This is a genomic window from Flavobacterium ginsengisoli, assembly GCF_029625315.1.
In the GTDB taxonomy this organism is placed as follows: domain Bacteria; phylum Bacteroidota; class Bacteroidia; order Flavobacteriales; family Flavobacteriaceae; genus Flavobacterium; species Flavobacterium ginsengisoli.
On record NZ_CP121110.1, the window covers coordinates 581,025 to 604,249 of the forward strand.

Sequence of the window (23,225 nt, forward strand, 5' to 3'; positions counted from 1 at the left end):
TTTAATGTTTCGTAATTAATTTGCTTTGATCTCTAAACTCACTTGGTGTAAATCCCATTTTGCGTTTGAAAGTACGGTTAAAATTAGAAATGTTATTAAATCCGCTATCATAACATATCTCTTTAATAGACTGTTCAGATTCAAATAATAATCTTGCGGCAAGCCCCAATCTTAAATCAGTTACATAATCTGAAAAAGAACTATTAGTACATTTCTTAAAATAATGGCTAAATGCCGATTCTGACATATTAACTAGATCGGCAACTTCTTTTAGCTGAATTTTATTCTGAAGGTTGTCTTTAATAAAATCATTTACTTTTTCAATTTTATGGCTTTCAGAAAAACTGTAATAATCTACATAAGAATGTGAGGAAAGGCTTTTTGTATTTTTTGCAATCGCTAAATCATGTAATATAGACAAGAAGTTAAGCAAAGAGTCAAAATCTTGTGAATCTGATAACTGCAGTATTTTAGGCTTAAGCGCTTCAATAGTTTCTTTAGAAAAAGCAATTCCTCTTTTAGATCTTTCTAATAACTCGCGAATAGGAAGAGCTAATTTTCGATTTAAAGTCTTTTCCGAAAACAAATCTTCATGAAACTGTATCGTAACCACATGCGCCTCAGTGTTTTCTTTTATTCCTGTCCATAAATGAGGAGTGTTTGAACCTATAAGCGCCATATCGCAATCTGTATATTCTATGACAGAATCTCCAATAATTCTTTTTCCTGAAGAATTCAAAACCAAATTAAGTTCTATTTCAGGATGAAAATGCAGCGGAAAATCAAATTTGGCATTCTTATGATTTAATACTATAAAGAAGTCATCTTCTGAAATAGGTACTAATTCTCTTAGGATATTGCGTTTTTCGTTCATAATAGTATTATAATATTTCATTTGGAGAATAACAAACTTGTTCAAAAATAAATAATATTTTTCTGTTATATGCTATTTTGAGTGCAAATAAAAATTATTTGTTCATATAAAGAACATGTTTGTTGTTAAAAGTATTATTGTTTATTCATGAAAGTATTACTATTTGATGGTATTTACAAAATCGTTACGAAAACGAAGTAGTTAATTTGTCTCGAAACTATTAACTAATCTTTAACCAATCAAACAATGAAAAAAAATGGACAAAAAGTATACTTTTTTGTATTCTCTTTGTTAGCGCATTTTCAGCTTACAGTCAGAATATAATTAAAGGTACAGTTGCAGACGAAACAGGTCTCACTATCCCTGGTGTAAATATCACTGTGGAAGGATCTTCTAAAACCGCCTCAACAGATTTCGATGGAAAATTTGAAATTAATGCTCCGGCAAATGCAGTTTTATCTTTTTCTTTTATGGGTTTCGATACTCAAAAAATTTCCGTTTCAGGAAAAAATACTTTGAATGTTGTTTTAAGAGCAACTTCGCAAAATCTTAAAGAAGTTGTCGTTATCGGATACGGCTCTGTTAAAAAAGCAGATCTTACCGGTTCTGTAAGTACAGTAAAAACGAAAGCTTTAGAAGATATTCCATCCAATTCTGTAGAACAGGTACTGCAAGGTCGAGTTGCTGGGTTACAAGTAACAACTTCTCAAGATCCAGGATCGACTTCGACAGTAAGAATCAGAGGAGGAAGTTCACTTAGAGGTTCAAACGCTCCTTTAGTAGTATTAGACGGATTTCCATTAGGAGATGCAGGCGATTTAAAACAAGTAAATGTTGCAGACATTGATAAAGTAGACGTATTAAAAGACGCTTCGGCTTCAGCAATCTACGGTTCTAGAGGGGCAAACGGAGTAATTATTATTACTACTAAATCGGCCAAGAAAGGAAAAACACAAATTTTAGTGCGCGAAGCAATCTACATTTTCTGAATTTAATTCAGAGTTGAATTTGTGGCGCGATCCTGTTTTAATGGCACAATTGAGTAATGAAGGAAGAATCAATGGCGGACAGCAACCTTTATATATCGGAGCAAAGAATTCTAATGGTGTTTATTATCCGTCTATTCAGGAATTGCAGTCAGGTTCATGGCCTTATTTCACAAAATGGGACGATGTAACTTTTAGAAACATGCCATTAGGAAATAACACTATCGTGAGCATTAATAGCGGAACAGACAAAACAAGTTTCAATCTAAGCGGAAATTATTACAGTGAGCAAGGTGTTTTTGTAAAAGACGGTTATAGCAAAGGCGGTTACAACCTTCGTATCAAACACGATGTTTTCGACAATTTTACAGTAAGATTTTCAAATATTGTAAGTAAAGGAAAAAGAGATTCAAATGGAGGTTTAGCTTATTGGAGAAATCCTATTTTCCCAGTTTATGACGAAAATGGAGAGTATTACATGATTGGTCAAAACGATTATACACATCCGGTGGCAATTACAAATCTTCGTCAGAACGAAACCAAAACTATAGACGTAATTACTTCTGCGGCTTTAGAATGGCAAATTATACCAGAATTGCGATTAACATCAAGATTGAATTATAAATACGGTTCGTCTGTAAATGATCAATATTTTCCAAGTAAATATACCGAAACTGGTGATTTCAACAATGGGGCTGGTTACATCAATAACTGGGAAGGTCAGAATTTTGTTTCAGAGACTTTTGCCAACTTCAATAAAACATTCAATAAACATGATTTTGGTATAACAGGCGGTTATACATATGAAAGTTATGTATCGAGAAGTTCAGGACTTGGTGCATTTGACTTTGTGAATGAAACTTTAGGAAATGAAAACATGGGAGCTGGAAATCCTGAGAGAAATACAGTTTCTAACGGAAAAATTGAAACCAAATTAGTTTCTGGAATTTTCAGAATGAATTACGCTTACGCAGATAAATACTTGATGACGCTTACAGGGCGTGCAGATGGTTCTTCAAAATTTGGTAAAAACAATCAATGGGCATTTTTCCCTTCAGGTGCATTAAGCTGGAAAGCACACAACGAAGAATTCATCAAAAAGTTAAATGTATTTGATGAGCTAAAATTTCGTGCGAGTTATGGTATTTCAGGAAATCAAGGAATCAATCCATATCAGACTTTAAGTCGTTATGGTGTGAGCCAATATTACGATAACGGAAGCTGGGTTTCTGCAATCGGGCCTGGATATGTTGTGGGCACAACAGGGCAAGACGGAATTGAAAAACTTTGGGGCGGAATTCCAAATCCAGATTTAAAATGGGAAACCACAGCGCAAAGCGATTTTGGGGTTGATATTTCGATTTTAAAAAGCCGATTAAATATCGTATTTGATTATTATAACAAGCGTACAAAAGATCTTTTGAGAGAAAGAATCTTAACGCCTTCGTCTGGATATGATAGAATTTGGGTAAACGATGGAGAATTGACCAATAAAGGTTATGAAATTACATTAGACGGCGAAATCTTCAAAAATAAAGATTGGCAAATTAATGCTTCTGTAGTGTACTCTAAAAATAAAAATCAAATCGTAAGTCTTGGATCTGTTGAGCAATCTGGATTAAATGTTGATCCGAATACAGGAATGCAATATGAATATTCAGGGAACAGTTTAGAGCAGTTTAGACAATTTCCTAATCTTTTGGCAATTGGTCAGCCAGTAAATGTTTTCTACGGATATAAAACAAACGGAATTGTTCAAACGCTTCAAGAAGGAATCAATGCAGGTTTAGACGGTCAATTGGCGCAGCCTGGAGAATTTAAATATGTAGATATAAATGGCGACGGAGTTGTAGATACAAAAGACCAGACAATTATTGGAAACCCAAATCCTGATTTTATGGCGAGTTTCAATATGACACTAAAATACAAACAGTTCGATTTTAGTTTCTTCTTAAATGGCGTTTTCGGTCAAGATGTCTTAGATACACAAGCATTCAATCAGCCAAGCAATACACCATTACGTTGGACATTAGACAATCCGACAAATGATTATCCAAGTTTAAGAGACGGAAGAACAGTTAAATTTTCAGATTGGTGGGTAAAAGACGGCTCTTTTGTTAGAATTCAAAACATCACATTGGGTTATACTTTAAAACCAGTAAAAAGCGCATTTCAAAGTGTACGCTTGTACTTAAATGCAAACAATGTATACACCTTTACCAAATTTGATGGTTACGATCCAGAGGTTGGAACAGACGGAATTTACTGGGGAGGATATCCTAGATTGAGCAAATGGACATTTGGATTGGACTTAACTTTTTAAAAAACTATTATGAAAACAAGATATAAAATAGCAACAATGGCACTGTTGATGAGTGTGTTTGCTTGCGATTTGAATGAAGAGCCATACGGATTTTATTCAGAAGATAATTTCTATAAAAGTGCTTCTGATGCTGAGTCTGCTGTAGATTATGCCTATGATGCCCTTACATTTTTAGAATATTCTAGAGCTATATTTTATGTAGGCGATTTGCCAACAGAAGAATGTGGTCCAAAAGGAGATGAAACGGCAGATAATCAGAACTTAGATAAATGGCAGGTTGGAACTTTTAGCACCAACAGAATGCTTGGGAATTATTTTAAATATGCTTACATCGCTATTAATAGAACCAATGCGGTTATCAAAAATGTTCCAAACGGAAAATTTGAGCAAGATTTAAAAGATAAATTCTTAGGAGAAGCTTATTTCTTAAGAGCTTGGAATTATTTTAATCTGGTAAAGAATTTCGGAAAAGTGCCAATGCATACTTCGGTTGTAGAAACAGTAAGTCAGACTGCAGCACCAATGGCGAAAAACCTAGATGAAGTTTACGATTTTATAATTGCTGACGCCGAAAAAGCAATTGAACTTTTAAAAGTAAATCAAGCTTTAGGACGTGCAGATAAAGTAGCCGCACAAGCATTATTGGCAAAAGTATATTTGTATATCGCTTCTTCAAAAGAACATAATGTGCCACAATATGCTGAGATGAATAAAGATGTAGCAACTATGTATCAATTGGCGACAAAAAATGCAGGAGATGTTATTACAGGTCAAAGTGTTTATGGTTTTGAAAACAATCTTTTGAGTATTTACGATGTCGAAAAACCTTTAGGAAAAGAAAACATCTTTTTGCTTTCTATGGATAGAACAGGAGCAACAGAAGGAGATTATTCTAAAATTTCAAAACTGTTTATCCCGTATATCGATGGTGCTACAATTTATTTGAAAAATCCAGACAATACCTATACAAAATCGCATGATGGATGGAGTGTTTTTCAAACTTTAACGGGGTTCTTCAATAGTTTTGACAATTCAGATAAAAGAAAAACAGACTTATTTGTAACCACAACTTACGATGCTTCGGGAGTTGTTTCTGCACAGTATCCTGGAAAAATTGTATATCCGTTTACACGAAAATACATTGACCCAAACTTCATAGGAGACAAGACAAGTACCAAACCTTTTTTAATTCGCTTTAGCGAAGTAGCATTAACATATGCAGAAGCTGCAGGACCAACTACAGAATCTTACGCTTTAATCAATCAAATTAGAAACAGAGCAGGTTTAGGAAACTTAACACCTGGATTAAGCGTAGATAATTTCAGATTGGCAGTTTTAAACGAGCGCTCTTTCGAATTGGCTTTTGAAGGAAATCGCCTTTATGATTTGCGCCGTTTCAATAAAGTATCTCAAGTTGTGCCAGAAGCTTCTGGAATAACGGCAGAACAAGCTGCATTCTATCCGATTCCGCAGACAGAAATTGATTTGAACACAGGATTATAATTTTAAAAATATACAATTATGAAAAGAATACTATACTTCTTGTGTGTTGTCACAGCGCTGGCGCAAACAAGCTGTCAGAAAGATCCTTTGGAAGATATTGAAGAAGGAAAGTGGAATAATGAGCGCAATGTTTTGGATATAAAATTTGAGAACCAAGTAGGAAATGCTTCAATTGTACGTGTTGATGATTTGACTGGTACAATCAATTTAGCAATCAATGTTGATGCTGTTCCAGACTTAAGCCATATCGTGATCAAAGAAATGGTTTTGTCTTACGGTGCCAATTCATCTATTAAAGAAGGTGAAGCTTTAAATTTTGAAAACGCGCAAAAAAGTGCAGAATTAACAGTAACATCTCCAACAGGAAAATCTAGAAAATATACGGTTGTAGCAAGCTCTTTTAGAGAATCACTTATCGGAACTTATGATATTGATAATTTGATTGTTTACGGAGGTACAGGTCCAGAATATGGAGGAGGAGCTGTTATGGCAATGACAGATAAACCTTGGATTTGGTCGGCAACATTAGGTCCAGATAAAGAATTAGACAATCAGCTGATTTTTGAAATGACAGGAATTACAGAAGATGGAAATACTTACGGAACTGTAACTAATACAGCTGGAGCCGATGGTGCATATGCAGATTTTATTTATATCGGAGATCCTCAAACAGATGTAAAGAAATTCTACAGACAAATTCCAGAAGGAGAAGGAAAATGGCTGAGAAACTATGCTACAGGAACCATCACTTTCACTTTTGCTGACGGTACAACGAAAGTTGGAACATTTGAAAATGCAGGTACAGAAAACCTTGGAAATGGCAGTACTAAAACAATTGTACACAACGCTTTCGCCTTCAACTTGAATGGTACAGATGATTGGGATAAAATTTATTCTGATTATGACAAGTTCGTTAAAAAGCCAAGACGTTTTTGGATAGATGTAACCAAAAAAGAATAGGCAAAAAGATTGTAAATCACTTATATGAGACAAATAGTTTTAAAACTTACAGTATCATTTTGGTTAGTGACAGCAGTAATCAGTTGCTCGGCTTTGCCCGACGCAACTGTTGCTGTTGATAACAATACCATTATAAATGAAAATTACATTGGCAACGGAGTTCAGTGGGATCCGTACCAATTAGATTATGGAGAAAAACAACTAAGCATTTCTAAATCGGACTGGCAGAAATTGTATGATCGTCTAGATTTTATGAAACCCCAATTTATAAGAGTCATGATCAATACAACTTCGGTAATTGAAAATGGGACTTTAAACGAAACTAAAAATTACCAGAATATTGCCCCAATTCTTGAATATTGCCAGTCCAGAAATGTAAAAGTTGTTTTAGGCGACTGGGGAGATCGTATGGTAAATAGTAAAACCAATACAATCACCGAAGCCAATTTGAAATTAGCACCAAAATATCTTGATTTTCTGGTAAATCAAAAAGGATTTTCGTGCATTCATTATTACAATATGATCAACGAACCTAACGGTTTTTGGTCTTCTACTGATGAAAATTATGAACTCTGGAAAAATGCGGCAAGTTATTTTTGGTTAGAATTAAAAGCTTTAAATCTAGATAAAAAAGTTTCTTTATTAGGTCCCGATATTGCCATTTGGAAGGCAGATAAAGTAGATTGGATTTCCAATTCAGTTAAAGATTTAGGTGACGCAATCGGCGTTTATGATATTCATACGTATCCTTCTAAAATTACAGTCAATTCAGGTGAATATACTTCAATTCTAAAGGCTTACAAAAATGAGGTTCCCCCAGGAAAACCAATTGTAATGGGCGAAATCGGGTTCAAATTTGTAGAAAAACAAGACGAAGCTTTAATGAATGAAAATATCAAAAGAGCCAAAGCTAAACCGTATGCATCAGTTGAAGATTCGCAGATGTTTGTTTACGATTATGTTTATGGTTCTGATATGGCCGATGCTTTGATTCAAACCATTAATGCGGGCTATTCTGGCTCTGTTGCTTGGATGTTAGACGATGCGATGCATGCAAAAGAGCAGAAAAATAAACTCAAAGTCTGGGGATTCTGGAATATTTTGGGAGAAGAATATTTTGGAAAAAGCGAAGAAGAGGTTCGTCCTTGGTTTTATGCTTGGTCTTTACTAACCAAATATATGCCTTCGGGAGCTAAAGTGCATCACGTTTCGGTTGAAGGAAATCCAAATTTAAAAGCAATTTCGGTTTCAAAAGACGGAAAAAATATGATTGCCATTGTCAATGTTTCTCATCAGGAAACCAAAGTTAAATTGACCTCTCAAAATATGCCTGTTTTAAATCAAGTCAAAAAGTTTGTTTATGCAAAAGGCCATTTAAAACTAGAAGGCGATCATAACATGCTTCCAAATCAGACCAATATCTCTTTAGATCTAAAAAAGAATAAAACAGAAACAATTCCAGCCGAAGGGCTTTTGGTATTAACCAATTTCGATTATTAACCTTAAAAAGAAAATGATGAAATCATTATATACAATTCTGGTTGCCATGAGTCTGTCATTCGTAGGATGTTCTTCGGATGATAAAAATGATTCAGGCGGAAACGAGCCCGAAGTTCCAACTTCGGTAGAATTAAAACTGAGTGACCCAAATGCAACTGCAGAAACCAAAGCGTTGTACTCTAATTTATGGAGAATTCAAGAAAAAGGAACAATGTTCGGGCATCACGATGATTTGCTTTATGGCAGAAATTGGATGACGGAACAAGGAAGATCAGACATTAAAGATGTCTGTGGAGATTATCCAGGAGTTTTCAGTGTCGATTTAGCCGAAATTATGGATGATAGAAGTGCAACTTCAACCTTAAACAATGACAGAATTCGAGTAATAAAAGAAGCTAGAGAACGAGGCGAAGTAATTACAGCTTGCTGTCATTTAAATAATCCTTTGACAGGCGGAGATAGCTGGGACAATTCTAACAATACTGTTGCAAAAGAAATCTTGACAGACGGAAGCGCTACAAATTTAAAATTTAATTCTTGGCTAGATAAACTAGCAGATTTTGCCACTAATTTGAAAGACAAAAACGGAAAACTAATTCCAATTGTTTTTCGTCCTTTTCACGAGCATACGCAAGCTTGGTCTTGGTGGGGTTCGAGCGCGACTACACAAGTAGAATTCATTAGTTTATGGAAATATACGATTGATTATTTGAAGAACAAAAAAGGCGTTCACAGCTTTATTTATGCTATTTCACCTCAATTAGATTCACAAGGCACGGTTGATAATTTCCTTTTCAGATGGCCAGGCGATAATTATGTAGATTTTATTGGTTGGGATAGTTATCACGGAACCAATACTTCAGCCTTTAGTACCAATTTAAGAAACCTTGCAACACTTTCACAGCAAAAATTAAAACCTTGTGGAGTAACAGAAACAGGAGTTGAAGGAATTGTAAAAAATGGTGCTCCGTATGATACCTATTGGACAAACGAAATCAGTATTCCGCTAACAGGAAAAAAAGTAAGCATGGTAGTTATGTGGCGTAACAAGTACGATCCGTCTCATGAAGGAAACCATTTTTATGCTCCATTTGAAGGACATAGTTCTGCAAAGCAAATTTTAAACTGCTATATGCAAGTCCAAATATGATCTTTAGTAAAAAATTGCCAGATATGTACACCTTAGCAAAGAAACACAACAGTAAAATAAAAACCAAAATACAAATCTAAAAATGAAATTAATTAAGTGCACTCAAAATCCAGTTTTAAGCCCAAACCCTAATAATTACTGGGAAAATCTCGTTGTTTGTAATCCAGGAGTCTGGTACGAAAACGGAACATTTTATATGCTTTACAGGGCAGCAGGAGATGATGTGGATCATTATATCCGTGTGGGATTGGCAACAAGTACAGATGGAATCAATTTTAAAAGAGAATCTGATGAACCTGTTTTTGGACCAAGCAGTAACGGTCCAGATATGGGCGGAGTAGAAGATCCGAGAATCATTAAATTTGGAAACGAGTATTATGTTACTTATGCCTACAGACCTTATCCTCCGGGCGTTATTGGACATTTCCTCATGATGTGATCAATCTTCCAGAAACAGGTCCAGATGCGCCAGCCGTTTACAAGCATAATATCGCAAATTCTGGTTTAGCGGTAACAACCGATTTTAAAACCTACAGAAGGTTAGGAAGAATTACGACTTCTAATTTAGATGATCGTGACGTAATCTTGTTTCCAGAAAAAATCAACGGAAAATATGCTATGCTGCACCGTCCAAAACAATGGATTGGAGAAGAATATGGTTGCGATTATCCTTCAATCTGGCTTCGATATTCTGATGACTTAATGGTTTGGGAAGAAAAAAGCACCCTTCTTTTAAGTGGCAGAAATGGAACTTGGGAAGAAAAAATTGGCGGAAGCACACCACCTTTGCGTACAGATGATGGCTGGTTGCTTATTTATCATGGAGTTGAAAATGGCGGAAATGGTTATTACAGAGTAGGCGTTGCACTTTTAGACTTAGAAGACCCAACAAAAGTAACGGCAAGACTAGAAGATTGGATTATGGAACCCGAATATGATTATGAAATAGAAGGGTTCTATAAAGGCTGTGTTTTTCCTACAGGTAATATGATTGTCGATAATATTTTATATGTTTATTACGGCGCAGCTGATAAATACGTTGGTTTAGCAACTTGCGACATCAATGAATTGTTACAAACTTTAAAAGATTCTCAAAATGAAAATTCAAAATAGCTTTTTACTGTTTTGCGCTTTAGCCAGTTTTTCGGCTCAAAGCCAAAACAGCATTCCTGTCGTTTCTATTAATCCAAGCGAAATTATTTCGAATGAATTTATTGGAAATGGAATTGAATTTTCAGCCTATCCGCACGCTGATACTGAAAGCTCGGAATGGGGAAAATTGATGACTGACGAAAAATGGAAAATGGTTTTTGACCGAGTTTCATTTATTAAGCCTAAAATTGCTCGAGTAATGGATCAGGCAAATTGGCGCTATCTAAAAGGATTTGATGCTTCTGGAAATCCGATTGTTGATTTTGAAAGTGATCAAATGCAGGCTCTTTATAAATTGTTAGATTACTGTGAAAAAAACAAAATCACGGTAATTCTAGGAGAGTGGGGACAGCCGTACAAAGTGCACGACACACATTTAAATCTTCAAAACAGTTTTACTGGCGCAAACGATCAGAGATGGATTGATTTGATTATTAAAAATCTGAATCATTTATTAAATGTAAAAAAATATACTTGCATTAAATATTACAATCTGGTGAATGAGCCAAATGGTGATTGGGCAACAACAGACGGCGATTTTGAACAATGGAAAGAAGGAATTACAATGCTTCATAAGTCTATTCAAAAGGCAGGTTTAGATAAAAAGATTTCGATTATTGGTCCAGATGCAACTTCGTTTAATAATCCGAGATCAAAATATAAAGGTCTTGATTGGGTAAAACAGACCGCACTTCAAATTCCGAATTTAATTTCTGCTTATGATGCGCACGATTATCCTTCTAAAGAAAGCATTCGTTCTGGAGAATTTCAGAAGACATTTGGAGACTTAGTCCGTTTTACCGATTCAGTTCATAAAAAGCCTTTTATTTTGGGCGAATTGGGTATAAAAGGAGATCCTTCTTCAAAAGAACATTTAGGAGATAAATTTACTAGTGTAGACAGTCAACTTTCGGTTTACGATTACGATTATGGAGTAGATATGGCAGATGCTTTAATTCAGGCAATGAATGCAGGATTTGATGCCGTAATTGCTTGGGATTTAGACGATGCAATGCATACAAAAGATGACAAAGGCGACAAATATCAGCTCAAGCGTTGGGGAATGTTTAATAGTTTAGGTAAAGAATTAACAGACAAGAAAGAAGATGAAAATCTGCGTCCTTGGTTTTATACTTGGTCTATTATGACACGTTATTTTACCAGCGATATGAAAATTGTTAAACTAGATCATTTAAACATCGAAAAAGTACGCGCCACAGCAGGATTTACAGCTTCAGGAGAGGCAACAATTGCCATTGCAAACAACAGTGATAAGGAAGCTAATTTTACAATTGATGCTAAAAAACTAAAACTGAAATCGAAACTTAATAAATATTTATACACCGAGAGCAAACGCCCAGTTGACCAAAATGGTTTTCCTATTCCTTCTGAAAAAATGAGTTTGAAAGAAAACAGCATTAAAGTTTCGATTCCAGCCAAAAGCGTTATTCTTTATACCACATACCAGTAGTAATTATGATAAATTTAAATATAATTGACTTAGTTGTCTTGGTTTTATACATCATCTTTATTGTTTGGTGGGGATTAAAAAATAGTAAATCAAGCGATTCAGATGCTTACTTTTTGGCAGGGAGAGATTTAAAATGGCCAATGGTCGGATTATCACTTTTTGCGGCCAGTATTTCGAGCTCGACTCTAATGGGAAATTCTGGAGAAGGTTTTATCAATGGAATTGCGGTTTTCAATTACAACTGGATTTCGATTCTGGTAATGGTCTTTTTTGCCATCTTTTTTCTTCCATTTTACATTAAATCGGGAATCTTTACAATGCCAGAATTTTTGGAAAGAAGATTTGATGCGAGATCAAGAACTTATTTTTCGTTTATAACCATTATCGGAAACATTTTTCTTGATGCTGCAGCGACACTATATGCAGGAGCATTAATCATCAACATGATTTTTCCGGGAGCAGACATGATGCTTATTATTGTCGGAATGGCTGTTGTTGCAGGAAGTTATACTATTATTGGCGGACTTTCGTCTGTTATTAATACAGAAGTAATTCAAGCTTTTATTTTAATAATCGGATCGACTTTATTGGCTTTTTTCGCAATGGATAGCATTGGAGGTTGGGATGCATTTTATACGCAATTTCACGACGGAATTTGGCTAAAATTGACAAGACCAATGGACGACCCGACTGTACCTTGGTTAGGAATGTGGGTTGGAATTCCGATTCTTGGTTTCTATTTCTGGGGCAATAATCAGGTTATGGTACAACGAGTTTTGTCTGCAAAATCTATAGATCATGGACGAAAAGGCGTTTTACTAGTGGGATTTTTGTATTTATTTACACTTTTCATTTTTATTTTTCCTGGTGTCATTGCCAGAGGAATTAATCTTTTTGGTGTAGAGAATTTACCGCACGAAATCATTAGCGGAAGCGAATTAAAATCAAAATACGGAATCAATACCGATCAAGTTTATCCAAGATTAATCAATAAAGTGCTTCCTGTTGGATTAATCGGAATTATTCTTTCAGCAATGATTTCGGCTTTAACATCAGCTTTGAGCGCAACTTTAAACTCTGTTTCTACTTTGTTTACAATGGATTTTTACAGCAAGTTTGATAAAAATGCGTCAAGCGAAAAAAAGGTAAGAGTTGGTAAAATAACTGCTGTTGTAACTTTGATAATCGCTATTTTATGGGCTCCGTACATTGGTAAATTTGACTCGCTTATTGCTTATTATCAAGAAATCTTATCTTATTTAGCACCGCCAGTGGTTGGCACTTTTTTCTGGGATTGTTCTGGAAACGTTCTAATGCCGTTGGAGCTTTCAGTGGTTTAATGTCAGGATTGTTTATTGCAATCGTCATTATGTCTGCAAAATATATTTTTGGTATGCATTTAGGGCTTCACTTTTTATTATTGGCGCCAATTATTTTAGTTTTAAGTATTTTGGTAAATGTGACAGTGAGTTTAACAACAGCTCCTCCATCAGAAAAAAAAGTAAAAGAAAACACTTGGACAAAAGCACTTTGGAGAGAAGAAACGATCGCTTTACAGAATGTAGTTTGGTATAAAAACTTCCGTATACAAGCTCTTTTGCTTGTTTTAGCCTGTTTCGGAATGTACGCTGACGTTTTTCTAATGAAATAATTTACAAAATGAAAAAGCTACAATTTTTAGCGCTGTTTCTACTCTTATCAGGATTAGAAACAAGCGCTCAGGTTTTTGATGCCTCAATAGAAAAAAAGATTGATGTTCTGTTAAAGAAAATGACTTTAAAGGAAAAAATCGGTCAGATGAATCAATTGTCTGCAGATGATATGGAAACCAATTATAAAGTTATTCAACAAGGAATGGCAGGTTCGGTTTTGAGTATTACCAATCCCGAAATAGCCAACAAAGCACAAAAAATAGCGGTAGAACAAACCAGATTAGGAATTCCGCTAATTATTGGGCGCGACGTAATACACGGTTTTAAAACCATATTTCCAATTCCGCTAGGACAAGCGAGCAAGTTTTAATCCAGATTTGGTAGAAAATGCAGCTAGAATTGCTCGCAATAGAAGCATCAGAAACTGGAATTCGTTGGACATTTGCTCCTATGATTGATATTGCGAGAGATCCTCGATGGGGAAGAATTGCAGAAAGCTGTGGAGAAGATCCTTATTTAACTTCGGTTATGGGAGTTGCTATGGTTAAAGGTTTTCAAGGAAAAAATTTGTCGGATCCAACTTCGATTGCAGCTTGTGCCAAACATTTTGCTGGATATGGAGCAGCAGAAGGAGGACGTGATTATAATACGACTAATATAACTGAAAGGCAATTTAGAAATACTTATTTAGTCCCGTTTGAAGAAGCCGTTAAAAAAGCCGATCTGGCTACAATTATGACCGCTTTTAATGCTAATGACGGAATTCCTTCTTCTGGAAATGAGTTTCTTTTAAAACAAATGCTCCGAAAAGAATGGAATTTTAAAGGTTTTGTAGTTTCTGACTGGGCATCGATTACAGAAATGGTCGATCATGGTTTTTGCACGGATAACAAAGAAGCGACTCAAAAAGCTATAAATGCAGGAGTAGATATGGAAATGGTTAGCGGTACATATGTTGCTTTTGTTGAATCTCTTTTGAAGGAAAAGAAAATTAATATAGAAACTATAAATGATGCTGTTCGTAATATTTTAAGAATAAAATTTAAACTAGGACTTTTTGAAAATCCTTATGTAAAAGGAAATACTGAAGCTGTTTTTTATAAAAAAGAACATTTAGAAACGGCTCAAAAAACGGCAGAAGAATCGGTAGTTTTATTAAAGAATGAAGCACAAATTTTACCGCTTAAAAATCCTAAAACGATAGCTGTTTTTGGTCCGTTGGCAGATGCGCCTCACGATCAATTAGGAACTTGGGTTTTTGATGGAGATAAAAATCATAGCGTAACGCCTCTTCAAGCTTTAAAAGATCAATACGGAAAAAATATAAAGATTCTGTATGAACCAATTTTAAAATATTCAAGAGACAAAGATTCTACTGAATTCTATAAAGCTAGAAAAATAGCAAAAGAAGCAGATGTTGTGTTACTATTTGTAGGCGAAGAATCGATTCTTTCTGGTGAAGCACATAGCCTTTCTAATCTGAATTTGCAAGGCGTGCAATCGCAACTTTTAGCAACTTTAGCTAAAACAAAAACGCCAATAATTACTGTTGTTCTAGCGGGAAGGCCTTTAACAATAGAAAAAGAAGTTAAAGGATCTAATGCTGTTTTATATGCGTGGCATCCAGGAACGATGGGCGGACCAGCACTTGTAAATTTATTATTTGGGAAAGCAAATCCTTCGGCAAAATTACCCATTACGTTTCCTAAAAATGTAGGACAGATTCCGATGTATTATAGTCATTTAAAAACGGGTCGTCCTGCAAACGGAAGTGAATTAAATGTAGAAAACATTCCTATTGAAGCTTCTCAAACATCTTTGGGAAATAAATCTTATTATTTAGATAGTGGGAACGAACCTTTATTTGCATTCGGATTCGGGCTTTCTTATACCACATTTGAATATGGAAAAACAACACTTGCAAAATCAGTTTTGAAACAGGATGAGACAATTGAAATTTCCTTTTCATTAAAAAATACTGGTAATTATGATGGTGCTGAAGTTGTACAACTTTATATGAGAGATATTGCAGGATCTATTGCATTGCCAGTTAAAGAATTAAAAGCTTTTAAAAGGGTTGAATTGAAAGCTGGCGAAAGCAAAAATGTAAAGGTTGATTTAAAAATTAGTGATCTTGTTTTTTATGGAATTGATATGAAAAAGAAAGTAGAGGCAGGAAAATTCGATTTGTGGGTAGGAAGCAGTAGCGTAACTGGAGAAAAAGTATCATTTGAAGTGCAATAAAAAGATGAAAAAAATACTATATCTATTGTTTTTGGCTTTATCACAGCTGAATTTACAAGCTCAGGATTTTGTCAAGGTGCAAAATGGAAAATTGGTTAAGGATGGAAAACCGTATCATTATCTAGGAACCAATTTTTGGTACGGAATGAATTTGGCTGTTTCAGATAAAGCAAGGTTGGTTCGCGAATTGGATCGTTTGAACAATTTGGGAGTTAAAAATCTTCGCATTATTGCAGCTTCAGAAGGTAATCTTGAAACTCCCTGGACTGTTCAGCCAACAATGCAAAAAGAACCTGGAAGTTATAATGAAGAACTTTGGAAAGGGCTTGATTTGCTATTAGCTGAAATGAAGAAAAGAAACATGACAGCAGTTGTTTGCCTGAATAATTTTTGGCCTTGGTCTGGCGGTTTTGCGCAATATGTTTCTTGGGCAAATCAAAATGAAGCAATTCCATATCCGCCACCAGCAGAAAATGGCGATTGGAGAAAATATCAGCACTATTCTGCTCGTTTTTATAGTGATAAAACGGCTCAAAAATGGTTTGAGAATCATATCCAGAAAGTAGTTACACGAGTAAATTCGGTTACTAAAATACCATACAAAAAAGACCCAACTATTATGGCTTGGCAATTGGCCAACGAACCAGAAGGAAGCAATAATATCGAGGCTTACAGAAAATGGATTGATGATACAGCAGGATTTATTAAGAAATTAGATCCTAAACATTTGGTTTCTATTGGTTCTGAGGGAAATACACCCTCTCCTGAAAACGGAACCAATTTCGAAATTGATCACCAAAGCAAAAATATTGATTACTGTACATTTCATCTTTGGGTTCAGAATTGGGGTTGGTTTGATCCGCTTAAAGTGAAAGAAACGTATCCGATGGCATTAGAAAAAGCAGAAAAATATATCGATGAACATGTAAAAACAGCTCAGAAATTAAATAAACCTCTTGTCTTAGAGGAATTTGGAATTTCAAGAGATGAAAATAGCTATGATGCCAACTCATCAGTTGAAGTAAGAGATCAATATTATACTTTTATTTTCGAAAAGATTTATGCTTTAAGTCAAACTATACCACAAGTTTCGGGAGTAAATTTTTGGGCTTGGGGAGGCGAGGGAAGACCTAAATCTAATAGAAGCATTTGGAAACTGGGCGATGATTTAGTGGGAGATCCTCCTCACGAATATCAAGGTTGGTATTCTGTTTACGATCGAGATTTAAGTACACAAAAGATAATTAACGAATATGCATTAAAACTAAATAACGAATGATTAGAAGAAAGAGTTAGCAATGCATTAGAAAGATAAAAAATCGGAGTTCTATTTAAACTCCGATTTTTTTATAAATGCTGATTTTGCTTTTCTGCTTTTTAAATCTAGTTTATGCGACTCCTTTATGATATTTCTTTTTGTATTCGATTGGAGGAATTCCAGTGATTTTTTTAAATGCATCTCGAAAAGCTTTAATATCAGAGTAGCCCACTTCGTACATTACTTCATTTACTGTTTTACGATCTGTTTCAAAAGCTTTTTTAGCGGCTTCAATTTTTACTCTTTGCAGATATTCGCTAGGAGTATTTCCAGTGGCTTTTATAAATCGTCTATCAAAATTTCTTCTGCTGACATTAAACTTAATCGAAAGATCGCTCATTGATAATTTTTCGCCCAAATTATTTTCGATATAAGATTGTGCACCAAGTACCATTTCGTCTTCATGTTTCTTTTGTCCTGAGAAAATAATAAATTGTGATTGAGATTTTCTATTCATTTCAATCTGAAACACTTTGGCACAATAAACTGCGGTTGCTCTACCGTAATATTTTTCGATAAGATAAATCATTAGGTTAAGAAAAGAGTATGCTCCGCCATTCGTATATATTCCATTTTCATCTGTAATTAATTCATCAACTCTCAGATTTATTTGCGGAAACATTCTAGAGAAATTTTCTCTAACAGACCAATGTGTCGAACAATTTTTTCCGTCAAGAAGTCCCGATGCAGCAAGCATAAATGCTCCTGTACAAATCGTTGCAATTTCTGCACCTTTTTGATATTGTTTTTGCAACCACTGCACAAGTTGGTCATTATGCTGAAGGGCAAGATTGTAATTGTGGTTTAATGAAGGAATTATAATAAGATCGGTTTTAGCAATCTGGGAAATATAGACATGGGGCTTTACAGTAAAAATACCGCCATTAAATTCTATTTTTTCAGAAATTCCCGCCAGTTTGATTTGAAACAATTCTGTTCCGCCGTTCATTTTAGCAAAAGCATTTGCTTTGGTAAAGATTTCGTACGCACCAGATATACTAGAAAGATTATTATCTCCTTCGGGAACTATTATGGTAAGCTGTTTCATTATCTTTTTTGTATAAAGATACTAAAAGTTGATGTCCAAATATACCAGTAAGAATGTCTATTTTGCATATTAGAAAAGTCTGTAGTTGCTTTTAAATTTACGTTAGATAATTTTCTAACGTATTAAACAAAAAACTATTATGGCAAAAATGACTGTTATTTATAAAACACCAAAAGACATTTCTTTTTTTGAAAAACATTATTATGAGGTTCATATTCCGTTGGCAAAAAAACTTCCTGGAATAATAAAATATGAAGTTAGCAAAGAACCCGTCATATCATTGACTGGACATTCTGATGTATTTCTTGTGGCTAATTTATATTTTGAATCTTTAGATGCAATGATGGAGTCTTTTAAAACCGATATTGGGCAACAATGCGCTGCAGATCGTAGAATTCTAGCTAGTGATGATGAAGTGCAAATTTATGTTTATGATGTAAAAAATACCTGATTTTACCTTGTTGCATTTTAACGGCTGTGGGTTCATTTTACTATTTCTGGTTTCAGATTATAATCTGAAACCATTTATAGAGGTTCAGATAGAAAGATTAAGCTTTTTCATTATAATTTTAAATATCTTTTCGATACAAGATGTACGAATAGAGAAGTAAATTAAAATGTAGAATACTTAAAATTAATTGTTTGAACTTTTAAGGTAAAATTCAGTATTAATTTAAATATGACCCAACCTATGGCCGCTATCCCTGACGAATTATATAATGTTAAGTTTGCTCGCGTACTTCGATTCTATGAAAGAGTTGTATATACTCGATGAGAAATTTAAGGTTATTTGTGATGCTTATTGTATAAGTACCGCCAAAACGGAGCTTTACAGGGATAAAAGCGATAAAAATCACCGACGCAGAATGAAGTTCGAAAATTTATCAAGAGAACTAGAAGAAGAAATACTGTTTTATATTATGAGAAATAGGTAATTATTTTTTTTCTTTTTTAGAAAGTGCTATTTGAGATACGGCTCTCCATTCGGCCATTTTTTCTGCTCTTGTAAGGCCAGCATTTAATCCGCTGGTAGAAGGGAGAGTTACATAGGTAATTCCTTTTTGTGCAATAGTATGTTTCTGAAAATACTTTGTAGCGGCTTTACTTTCAAAAAAGACATGTTTTATATTAGGATATTGTTTGTGCAGACTTTCAAAATCGTTTATCGTTTCTTCGGTAATTGCAGGCATCACTGCTTCCTTCTCTTTTACAGCTTTGCAAAACATTCCAAAGACCAATTTTATATTTTGTTAATAGAGCTTTTCGATCTTCGTACAAATCGCTAAATTCTTCTTCAAAAATAGCAAACATAATTTTCCAAAAAAGATTTCCTTTGTTGGCGTAATATTGCTGTTTGGCAATAGACTGTTCGCCAGCCATAGTGCCCATAATTAGAATAACAGTAGAATTGTCAATTAATGGTTGGAGGGCTTTTTTATACATGTTTTTGCTTTTTTTTCCTTTATTGTAAAATTATCAATAAAGATTTGAAATGAGTAAAAGAGTTCCTTATTACAATTTTCTCTTGTCCCATTCCCGTTTTAGCATTGCATACTGAAATTCGCTTCCCCATTTTCCTTTAAAGAAAATATTCTCAATAAAGTGCCCTTCTTGTCTAAAACCGATACTTTTCAATAGGTTAATCGAAGCAATATTTTCAGCATCTACAATTTCAACAACTCGATGTATTTGTTTGGTGTCAAATAGAAAATCCAGAATGCCAACAAAAACCTCTTTTGCAAAACCTTTTTTTTGCTCAAGGTGCGAAATTGTTATTCCGATTTCGGCAATTCTTGTATCGTATTGATCAAGTTTAATTGCACAGTCGCCAATGAGTTGTTTGGTTTTAGTATTTTCAATTCCGTATTGTACCCATTCTCCAGCTTTGCCAAAATGTTTTGTTGCGTTTTCTTTAATAAATTCTTCAGCCTCTTCAATTGTCATAACATCAAAACCTTGATATTTTGTAACTTCTGGATTAGACCGATAGATATGAAAATCAGATAGATCTGATATTTTAAGGTGTCGTATGTTAAGTTGTGCCGTTTGTATATTTAATATTTCCATTATCTGAATTTCTGCTTGCAATAACGCTTTTCAAATATATTTAATTATTTTCTGAAATATGCCCCGCTTTGCCAAGAGATCCAAATTGAAAAAAAACTGCGCATCCTCAAACATTTTTAGAGTTGCGCAGTTTTTTATGTTTTTAAGTGTTTTATAGTTTCAAAAATATCTTTTAAACCACAGAACAGCTACTTTTTCTTTCTTTAGTTAAAGGTTTAAGTCCAAGATTTTGAAACATTTGCATATCTTCTGATAGTCCTGGGTTTGGTGTTACTAGTAAAGTTTCGCGTTCTCCAGTAAAAATAGAATTGGCACCAGCCATAAAACACCAAGCTTGCTCTTCTTCTGTCATTTCAATTCTTCCTGCACTTAAACGTACAACAGATGCTGGCATAGTAATACGCGCTGTGGCAATCATTCGAACCATATCCCAAAGAGGTACTTTCGGATTATTTTCTAATGGTGTTCCTTTTACTCTTGCCAGTGCGTTTACAGGAACAGATTCTGGATGAGTAGGCATTGTAGCTAAAGTTGCTAACATAGAAACACGATCGGCGGGAGTTTCTCCCAAACCAATAATTCCGCCAGAACAAACCGTAATACCCGCTTTTCTAACATTATTTATAGTATCAAGACGCTGATCAAATTTACGTGTGCTAATAATTTCATCATAGTAACTTTCAGAAGTATCTAAATTATGATTATAAGCATACAAACCTGCTTCTTGAAGTCTAATAGCTTGCTCTTCGGTAAGCATTCCTAGTGTACAGCAAACTTCCAATCCGAGATCATTAACGCCTTTTACCATTTCAATAACACGATCAAAATCTTTGTTATCTCGTACTTCGCGCCAAGCCGCAGCCATACAAAAACGGGAAGAACCTCCATCTTTTGCTTTTTGTGCGTGTTCAAGAACAGTTTCTGTTGGCAAAAGAGCCTGAACTTTTATATCGGTATGATAACGTGCTGCTTGTCCGCAATAGGAACAATCTTCTGGACAGCCACCTGTTTTTACAGAAAGTAACGTGCAAACTTGTATTTCTGAAGGTTTATGCCAATTGCGATGTACAGTTGCTCGCCTGATAAACTAACTCAAGCAAAGGCTTATCATAGATGGCTTGAATTTCTTCTTTGCTCCAGTCATTTCTTATTTCCTTGTTCATTTTTTATTTTAATGCTTTATGATTTTTAGTCAAAAGTATCGTTTTGCTGTATCATCAAAATGTACCACTTTTTATATTCTGAGTAGTCCGGTTTGAATATTGCTTTGAAAGTGGTTTTGGAAACTATTGAAAATCAAACGGTTAAATAATGCTAGAATATGTACTAATTTTCGTTAAATATTGTTTCATTTTATAAAATGAAACATAAAATACCTGTTTTGAAACCTCTCAATTGAATAGTGTTTATAGTTTTGTAGGAAATTAAATAGTTTTATTTAATAAAAAAATAATGTTAAAATACTGTATATCAATATATTTTGTATATTTTTGTAAGATGTTTAATACTATTGTGTATTTTAACATGTAAGAAATTAGATTGTTGTGTGCTTCTGAAATTAATTTAAAAACGAATATAGAATTTAGAAGCTAGTAGTAACAAATTCTCATTTTAAAAGAAATGTATGAGAATGAAAAGACCATATTTATCTGATCAATAAATTAGGTCTAAAAAGCAGATTTCTGCTTTTATTTTTATTTTGGTCTATGCCATTAAACAAATAAAATTGTGATATTTTTTTCAAATTATAATGCAATTTTTTCCTTCCTAAATCTGTTTTTTTAGTCATTCGGTATTTTCTACGATTCAGACTTTGAATCTTTATCAGCCAGACCATTTAACAGCCATTTAATTAAAGCATTACGCTTTAAATTTTTCTACCAGATTTCTATACTCTTAAGTTTAATTATTTACAGTCGTTAAGATTTGAGATACTTGATTTTACAGTATCTGCTAATCTCGAAATTCTATTATCCATGCGAAGAAGTTAAGGAGCAAAAGTTCTTATAACCGACTTGTCATGTCCATAAGTTAAATATTTAAAAAATTAGAAAATGAGTAAAAAACTACTTCTTTGTATCGTTCTACTAGGTTATTGTATTGGTTATGCACAGCAAGATGCGCAGTATACGCAATACATGTACAACACAATAAACATAAATCCTGCGTATGCTGGTTCTCGAGGTGTTTTAAGCATTTTTGCTTTGCATCGGGATCAATGGGTTGGGTTAGATGGTGCTCCTAAGACTAATAGTGTTTCTGTAAACACCCCGATTAATAATAGTAATATTGGTCTTGGTGTGTCTTTAGTAAATGATAAAATCGGTCCTACAACAGAGAATCAATTTTCTGTTGATCTTTCTTATACAATACCAACTTCAGAAACTTGGAAACTCTCTTTTGGTATAAAAGGTACAGCAGATTTTTTTAATCTAGATGTTACCAAACTAAATCCAGAAACAGCTGGAGATCCACAATTTCAAAATCTGGATAATGATTTTTCGCCTAATGTTGGAGCCGAATTTATTGGCATTCTAATAAGGCTTATATCGGATTTTCTGTTCCAAATTTTATTCAAACCAACCGCTATGATGATAATGATGTCGCGATTTATAAAGACAAAATCAATTATTATTTGATTGGTGGTTATGTTTTTGATTTTTCTCAAGAAGTAAAATTTAAACCTGCGCTTTTGACTAAAATGGTTGAAGGTGCGCCGCTTCAAGTAGATGTTTCTGCCAATTTTTTATTCTTTGAAAAACTCACTCTGGGAGTTGCTTATCGATGGGATGCCGCGATAAGCGCAATGGCAGGATTTCAGATTACCGACGGATTATATATTGGTTATGGATATGATAATGAAACAACCAGATTAAGAAACTACAATTCAGGCTCACATGAAATCTTTCTGCGCTATGAATTCTTCTCAAACAAAAGTAGAATTACAACTCCTCGTTTCTTCTAAAAATAGGGCATC

The 23,225-nt window shown here is 34.3% G+C and carries 20 protein-coding genes and 2 pseudogenes; 16 read left to right on the plus strand and 6 right to left on the minus strand.

The window, feature by feature from the left end:
• Window position 1: 1 nt before the first annotated feature.
• Window positions 2-895 (minus strand): AraC family transcriptional regulator, encoded by an 894-nt coding sequence (locus P5P87_RS02440; RefSeq protein ID WP_278021431.1) that lies wholly within the window; start codon window positions 893-895, stop codon window positions 2-4.
• 359 nt (window positions 896-1,254) lie between these two features.
• On the opposite strand from P5P87_RS02440, the gene P5P87_RS02445 reads away from it, so the two are divergent.
• From P5P87_RS02445 to P5P87_RS02510, 14 genes are all read left to right on the plus strand, one after another.
• A complete protein-coding gene (locus P5P87_RS02445; protein ID WP_278021432.1) occupies window positions 1,255-1,863 on the plus strand; it encodes a TonB-dependent receptor plug domain-containing protein in 609 nt (202 codons plus the stop codon).
• Between the two features lie 13 nt (window positions 1,864-1,876).
• Complete coding sequence (locus P5P87_RS02450; RefSeq protein ID WP_278021433.1) at window positions 1,877-4,183, plus strand: SusC/RagA family TonB-linked outer membrane protein; 2,307 nt, start codon at window positions 1,877-1,879, stop codon at window positions 4,181-4,183.
• A 9-nt stretch (window positions 4,184-4,192) separates the two neighbouring features.
• Entirely contained in the window at window positions 4,193-5,686 is a 1,494-nt protein-coding gene (locus P5P87_RS02455) for a RagB/SusD family nutrient uptake outer membrane protein (protein WP_278021434.1), read from the plus strand.
• Window positions 5,687-5,704: 18 nt separating this feature from the next.
• Window positions 5,705-6,646 (plus strand): hypothetical protein, encoded by a 942-nt coding sequence (locus tag P5P87_RS02460; RefSeq protein WP_278021435.1) that lies wholly within the window; start codon window positions 5,705-5,707, stop codon window positions 6,644-6,646.
• Window positions 6,647-6,670: 24 nt separating this feature from the next.
• Entirely contained in the window at window positions 6,671-8,146 is a 1,476-nt protein-coding gene (locus P5P87_RS02465; protein WP_278021436.1) for a cellulase family glycosylhydrolase, read from the plus strand.
• Window positions 8,147-8,159: 13 nt separating this feature from the next.
• Window positions 8,160-9,296 (plus strand): glycoside hydrolase family 26 protein, encoded by a 1,137-nt coding sequence (locus P5P87_RS02470; RefSeq protein WP_278021437.1) that lies wholly within the window; start codon window positions 8,160-8,162, stop codon window positions 9,294-9,296.
• Window positions 9,297-9,378: 82 nt separating this feature from the next.
• A complete protein-coding gene (locus P5P87_RS02475; RefSeq protein WP_278021438.1) occupies window positions 9,379-9,735 on the plus strand; it encodes a glycoside hydrolase family 130 protein in 357 nt (118 codons plus the stop codon).
• The gene (locus tag P5P87_RS02480) at window positions 9,732-10,409 is read left to right on the plus strand and encodes a glycoside hydrolase family 130 protein (RefSeq protein WP_278021439.1); all 678 of its coding nucleotides are present in this window, start codon (window positions 9,732-9,734) and stop codon (window positions 10,407-10,409) included. The genes P5P87_RS02475 and P5P87_RS02480 overlap by 4 nt, the downstream gene beginning before the upstream one ends.
• Window positions 10,393-11,919, plus strand: coding sequence for a hypothetical protein (locus P5P87_RS02485; protein WP_278021440.1), 1,527 nt, complete (start codon window positions 10,393-10,395; stop codon window positions 11,917-11,919). Before P5P87_RS02480 ends, P5P87_RS02485 begins: the two co-directional genes overlap by 17 nt.
• A gap of 5 nt (window positions 11,920-11,924) precedes the next feature.
• The gene (locus P5P87_RS02490; RefSeq protein ID WP_278021441.1) at window positions 11,925-13,259 is read left to right on the plus strand and encodes a sodium:solute symporter family transporter; all 1,335 of its coding nucleotides are present in this window, start codon (window positions 11,925-11,927) and stop codon (window positions 13,257-13,259) included.
• 29 nt (window positions 13,260-13,288) lie between these two features.
• Window positions 13,289-13,570 carry a hypothetical protein gene (locus tag P5P87_RS02495; protein ID WP_278021442.1) on the plus strand — a complete coding sequence of 94 codons (282 nt, stop codon included), beginning with the start codon at window positions 13,289-13,291 and terminating at the stop codon, window positions 13,568-13,570.
• Window positions 13,571-13,578: 8 nt separating this feature from the next.
• Window positions 13,579-13,941, plus strand: coding sequence for a glycoside hydrolase family 3 N-terminal domain-containing protein (locus tag P5P87_RS02500; RefSeq protein ID WP_278021443.1), 363 nt, complete (start codon window positions 13,579-13,581; stop codon window positions 13,939-13,941).
• A 29-nt stretch (window positions 13,942-13,970) separates the two neighbouring features.
• Window positions 13,971-15,815: a glycoside hydrolase family 3 N-terminal domain-containing protein gene (locus P5P87_RS02505; protein ID WP_278021444.1), complete on the plus strand. Its 1,845-nt coding sequence runs from the start codon at window positions 13,971-13,973 to the stop codon at window positions 15,813-15,815.
• 4 nt (window positions 15,816-15,819) lie between these two features.
• Window positions 15,820-17,094: a glycoside hydrolase 5 family protein gene (locus P5P87_RS02510; protein ID WP_198858505.1), complete on the plus strand. Its 1,275-nt coding sequence runs from the start codon at window positions 15,820-15,822 to the stop codon at window positions 17,092-17,094.
• A 109-nt stretch (window positions 17,095-17,203) separates the two neighbouring features.
• On the opposite strand, the gene P5P87_RS02515 is transcribed toward P5P87_RS02510, so the two are convergent.
• Window positions 17,204-18,181: a GlxA family transcriptional regulator gene (locus P5P87_RS02515; RefSeq protein ID WP_278021445.1), complete on the minus strand. Its 978-nt coding sequence runs from the start codon at window positions 18,179-18,181 to the stop codon at window positions 17,204-17,206.
• 139 nt (window positions 18,182-18,320) lie between these two features.
• On the opposite strand from P5P87_RS02515, the gene P5P87_RS02520 reads away from it, so the two are divergent.
• Complete coding sequence (locus tag P5P87_RS02520) at window positions 18,321-18,632, plus strand: EthD family reductase (protein WP_278021446.1); 312 nt, start codon at window positions 18,321-18,323, stop codon at window positions 18,630-18,632.
• A gap of 484 nt (window positions 18,633-19,116) precedes the next feature.
• Here the strand turns inward: P5P87_RS02520 and P5P87_RS02525 are convergent, their stop codons facing one another.
• The 4 genes and pseudogenes from P5P87_RS02525 to bioB all read right to left on the minus strand — a co-directional run bounded on the left by P5P87_RS02525 (window position 19,117) and on the right by bioB (window position 21,411).
• On the minus strand, window positions 19,117-19,371 hold the full coding sequence (locus P5P87_RS02525; RefSeq protein WP_278021447.1) for a uracil-DNA glycosylase family protein: 255 nt from the start codon (window positions 19,369-19,371) through the stop codon (window positions 19,117-19,119).
• Window positions 19,334-19,624 (minus strand): DNA-deoxyinosine glycosylase, encoded by a 291-nt coding sequence (locus P5P87_RS02530; protein WP_278021448.1) that lies wholly within the window; start codon window positions 19,622-19,624, stop codon window positions 19,334-19,336. Before P5P87_RS02530 ends, P5P87_RS02525 begins: the two co-directional genes overlap by 38 nt.
• A 69-nt stretch (window positions 19,625-19,693) precedes the next feature.
• A complete protein-coding gene (locus P5P87_RS02535; RefSeq protein WP_278021449.1) occupies window positions 19,694-20,248 on the minus strand; it encodes a GNAT family N-acetyltransferase in 555 nt (184 codons plus the stop codon).
• Between the two features lie 172 nt (window positions 20,249-20,420).
• A pseudogene (gene bioB, locus P5P87_RS02540) lies at window positions 20,421-21,411 on the minus strand (biotin synthase BioB).
• An 891-nt stretch (window positions 21,412-22,302) separates the two neighbouring features.
• On the opposite strand from bioB, the pseudogene P5P87_RS02545 reads away from it, so the two are divergent.
• Window positions 22,303-23,213 (plus strand): annotated as a pseudogene (locus P5P87_RS02545) (PorP/SprF family type IX secretion system membrane protein).
• Window positions 23,214-23,225: the final 12 nt, after the last annotated feature.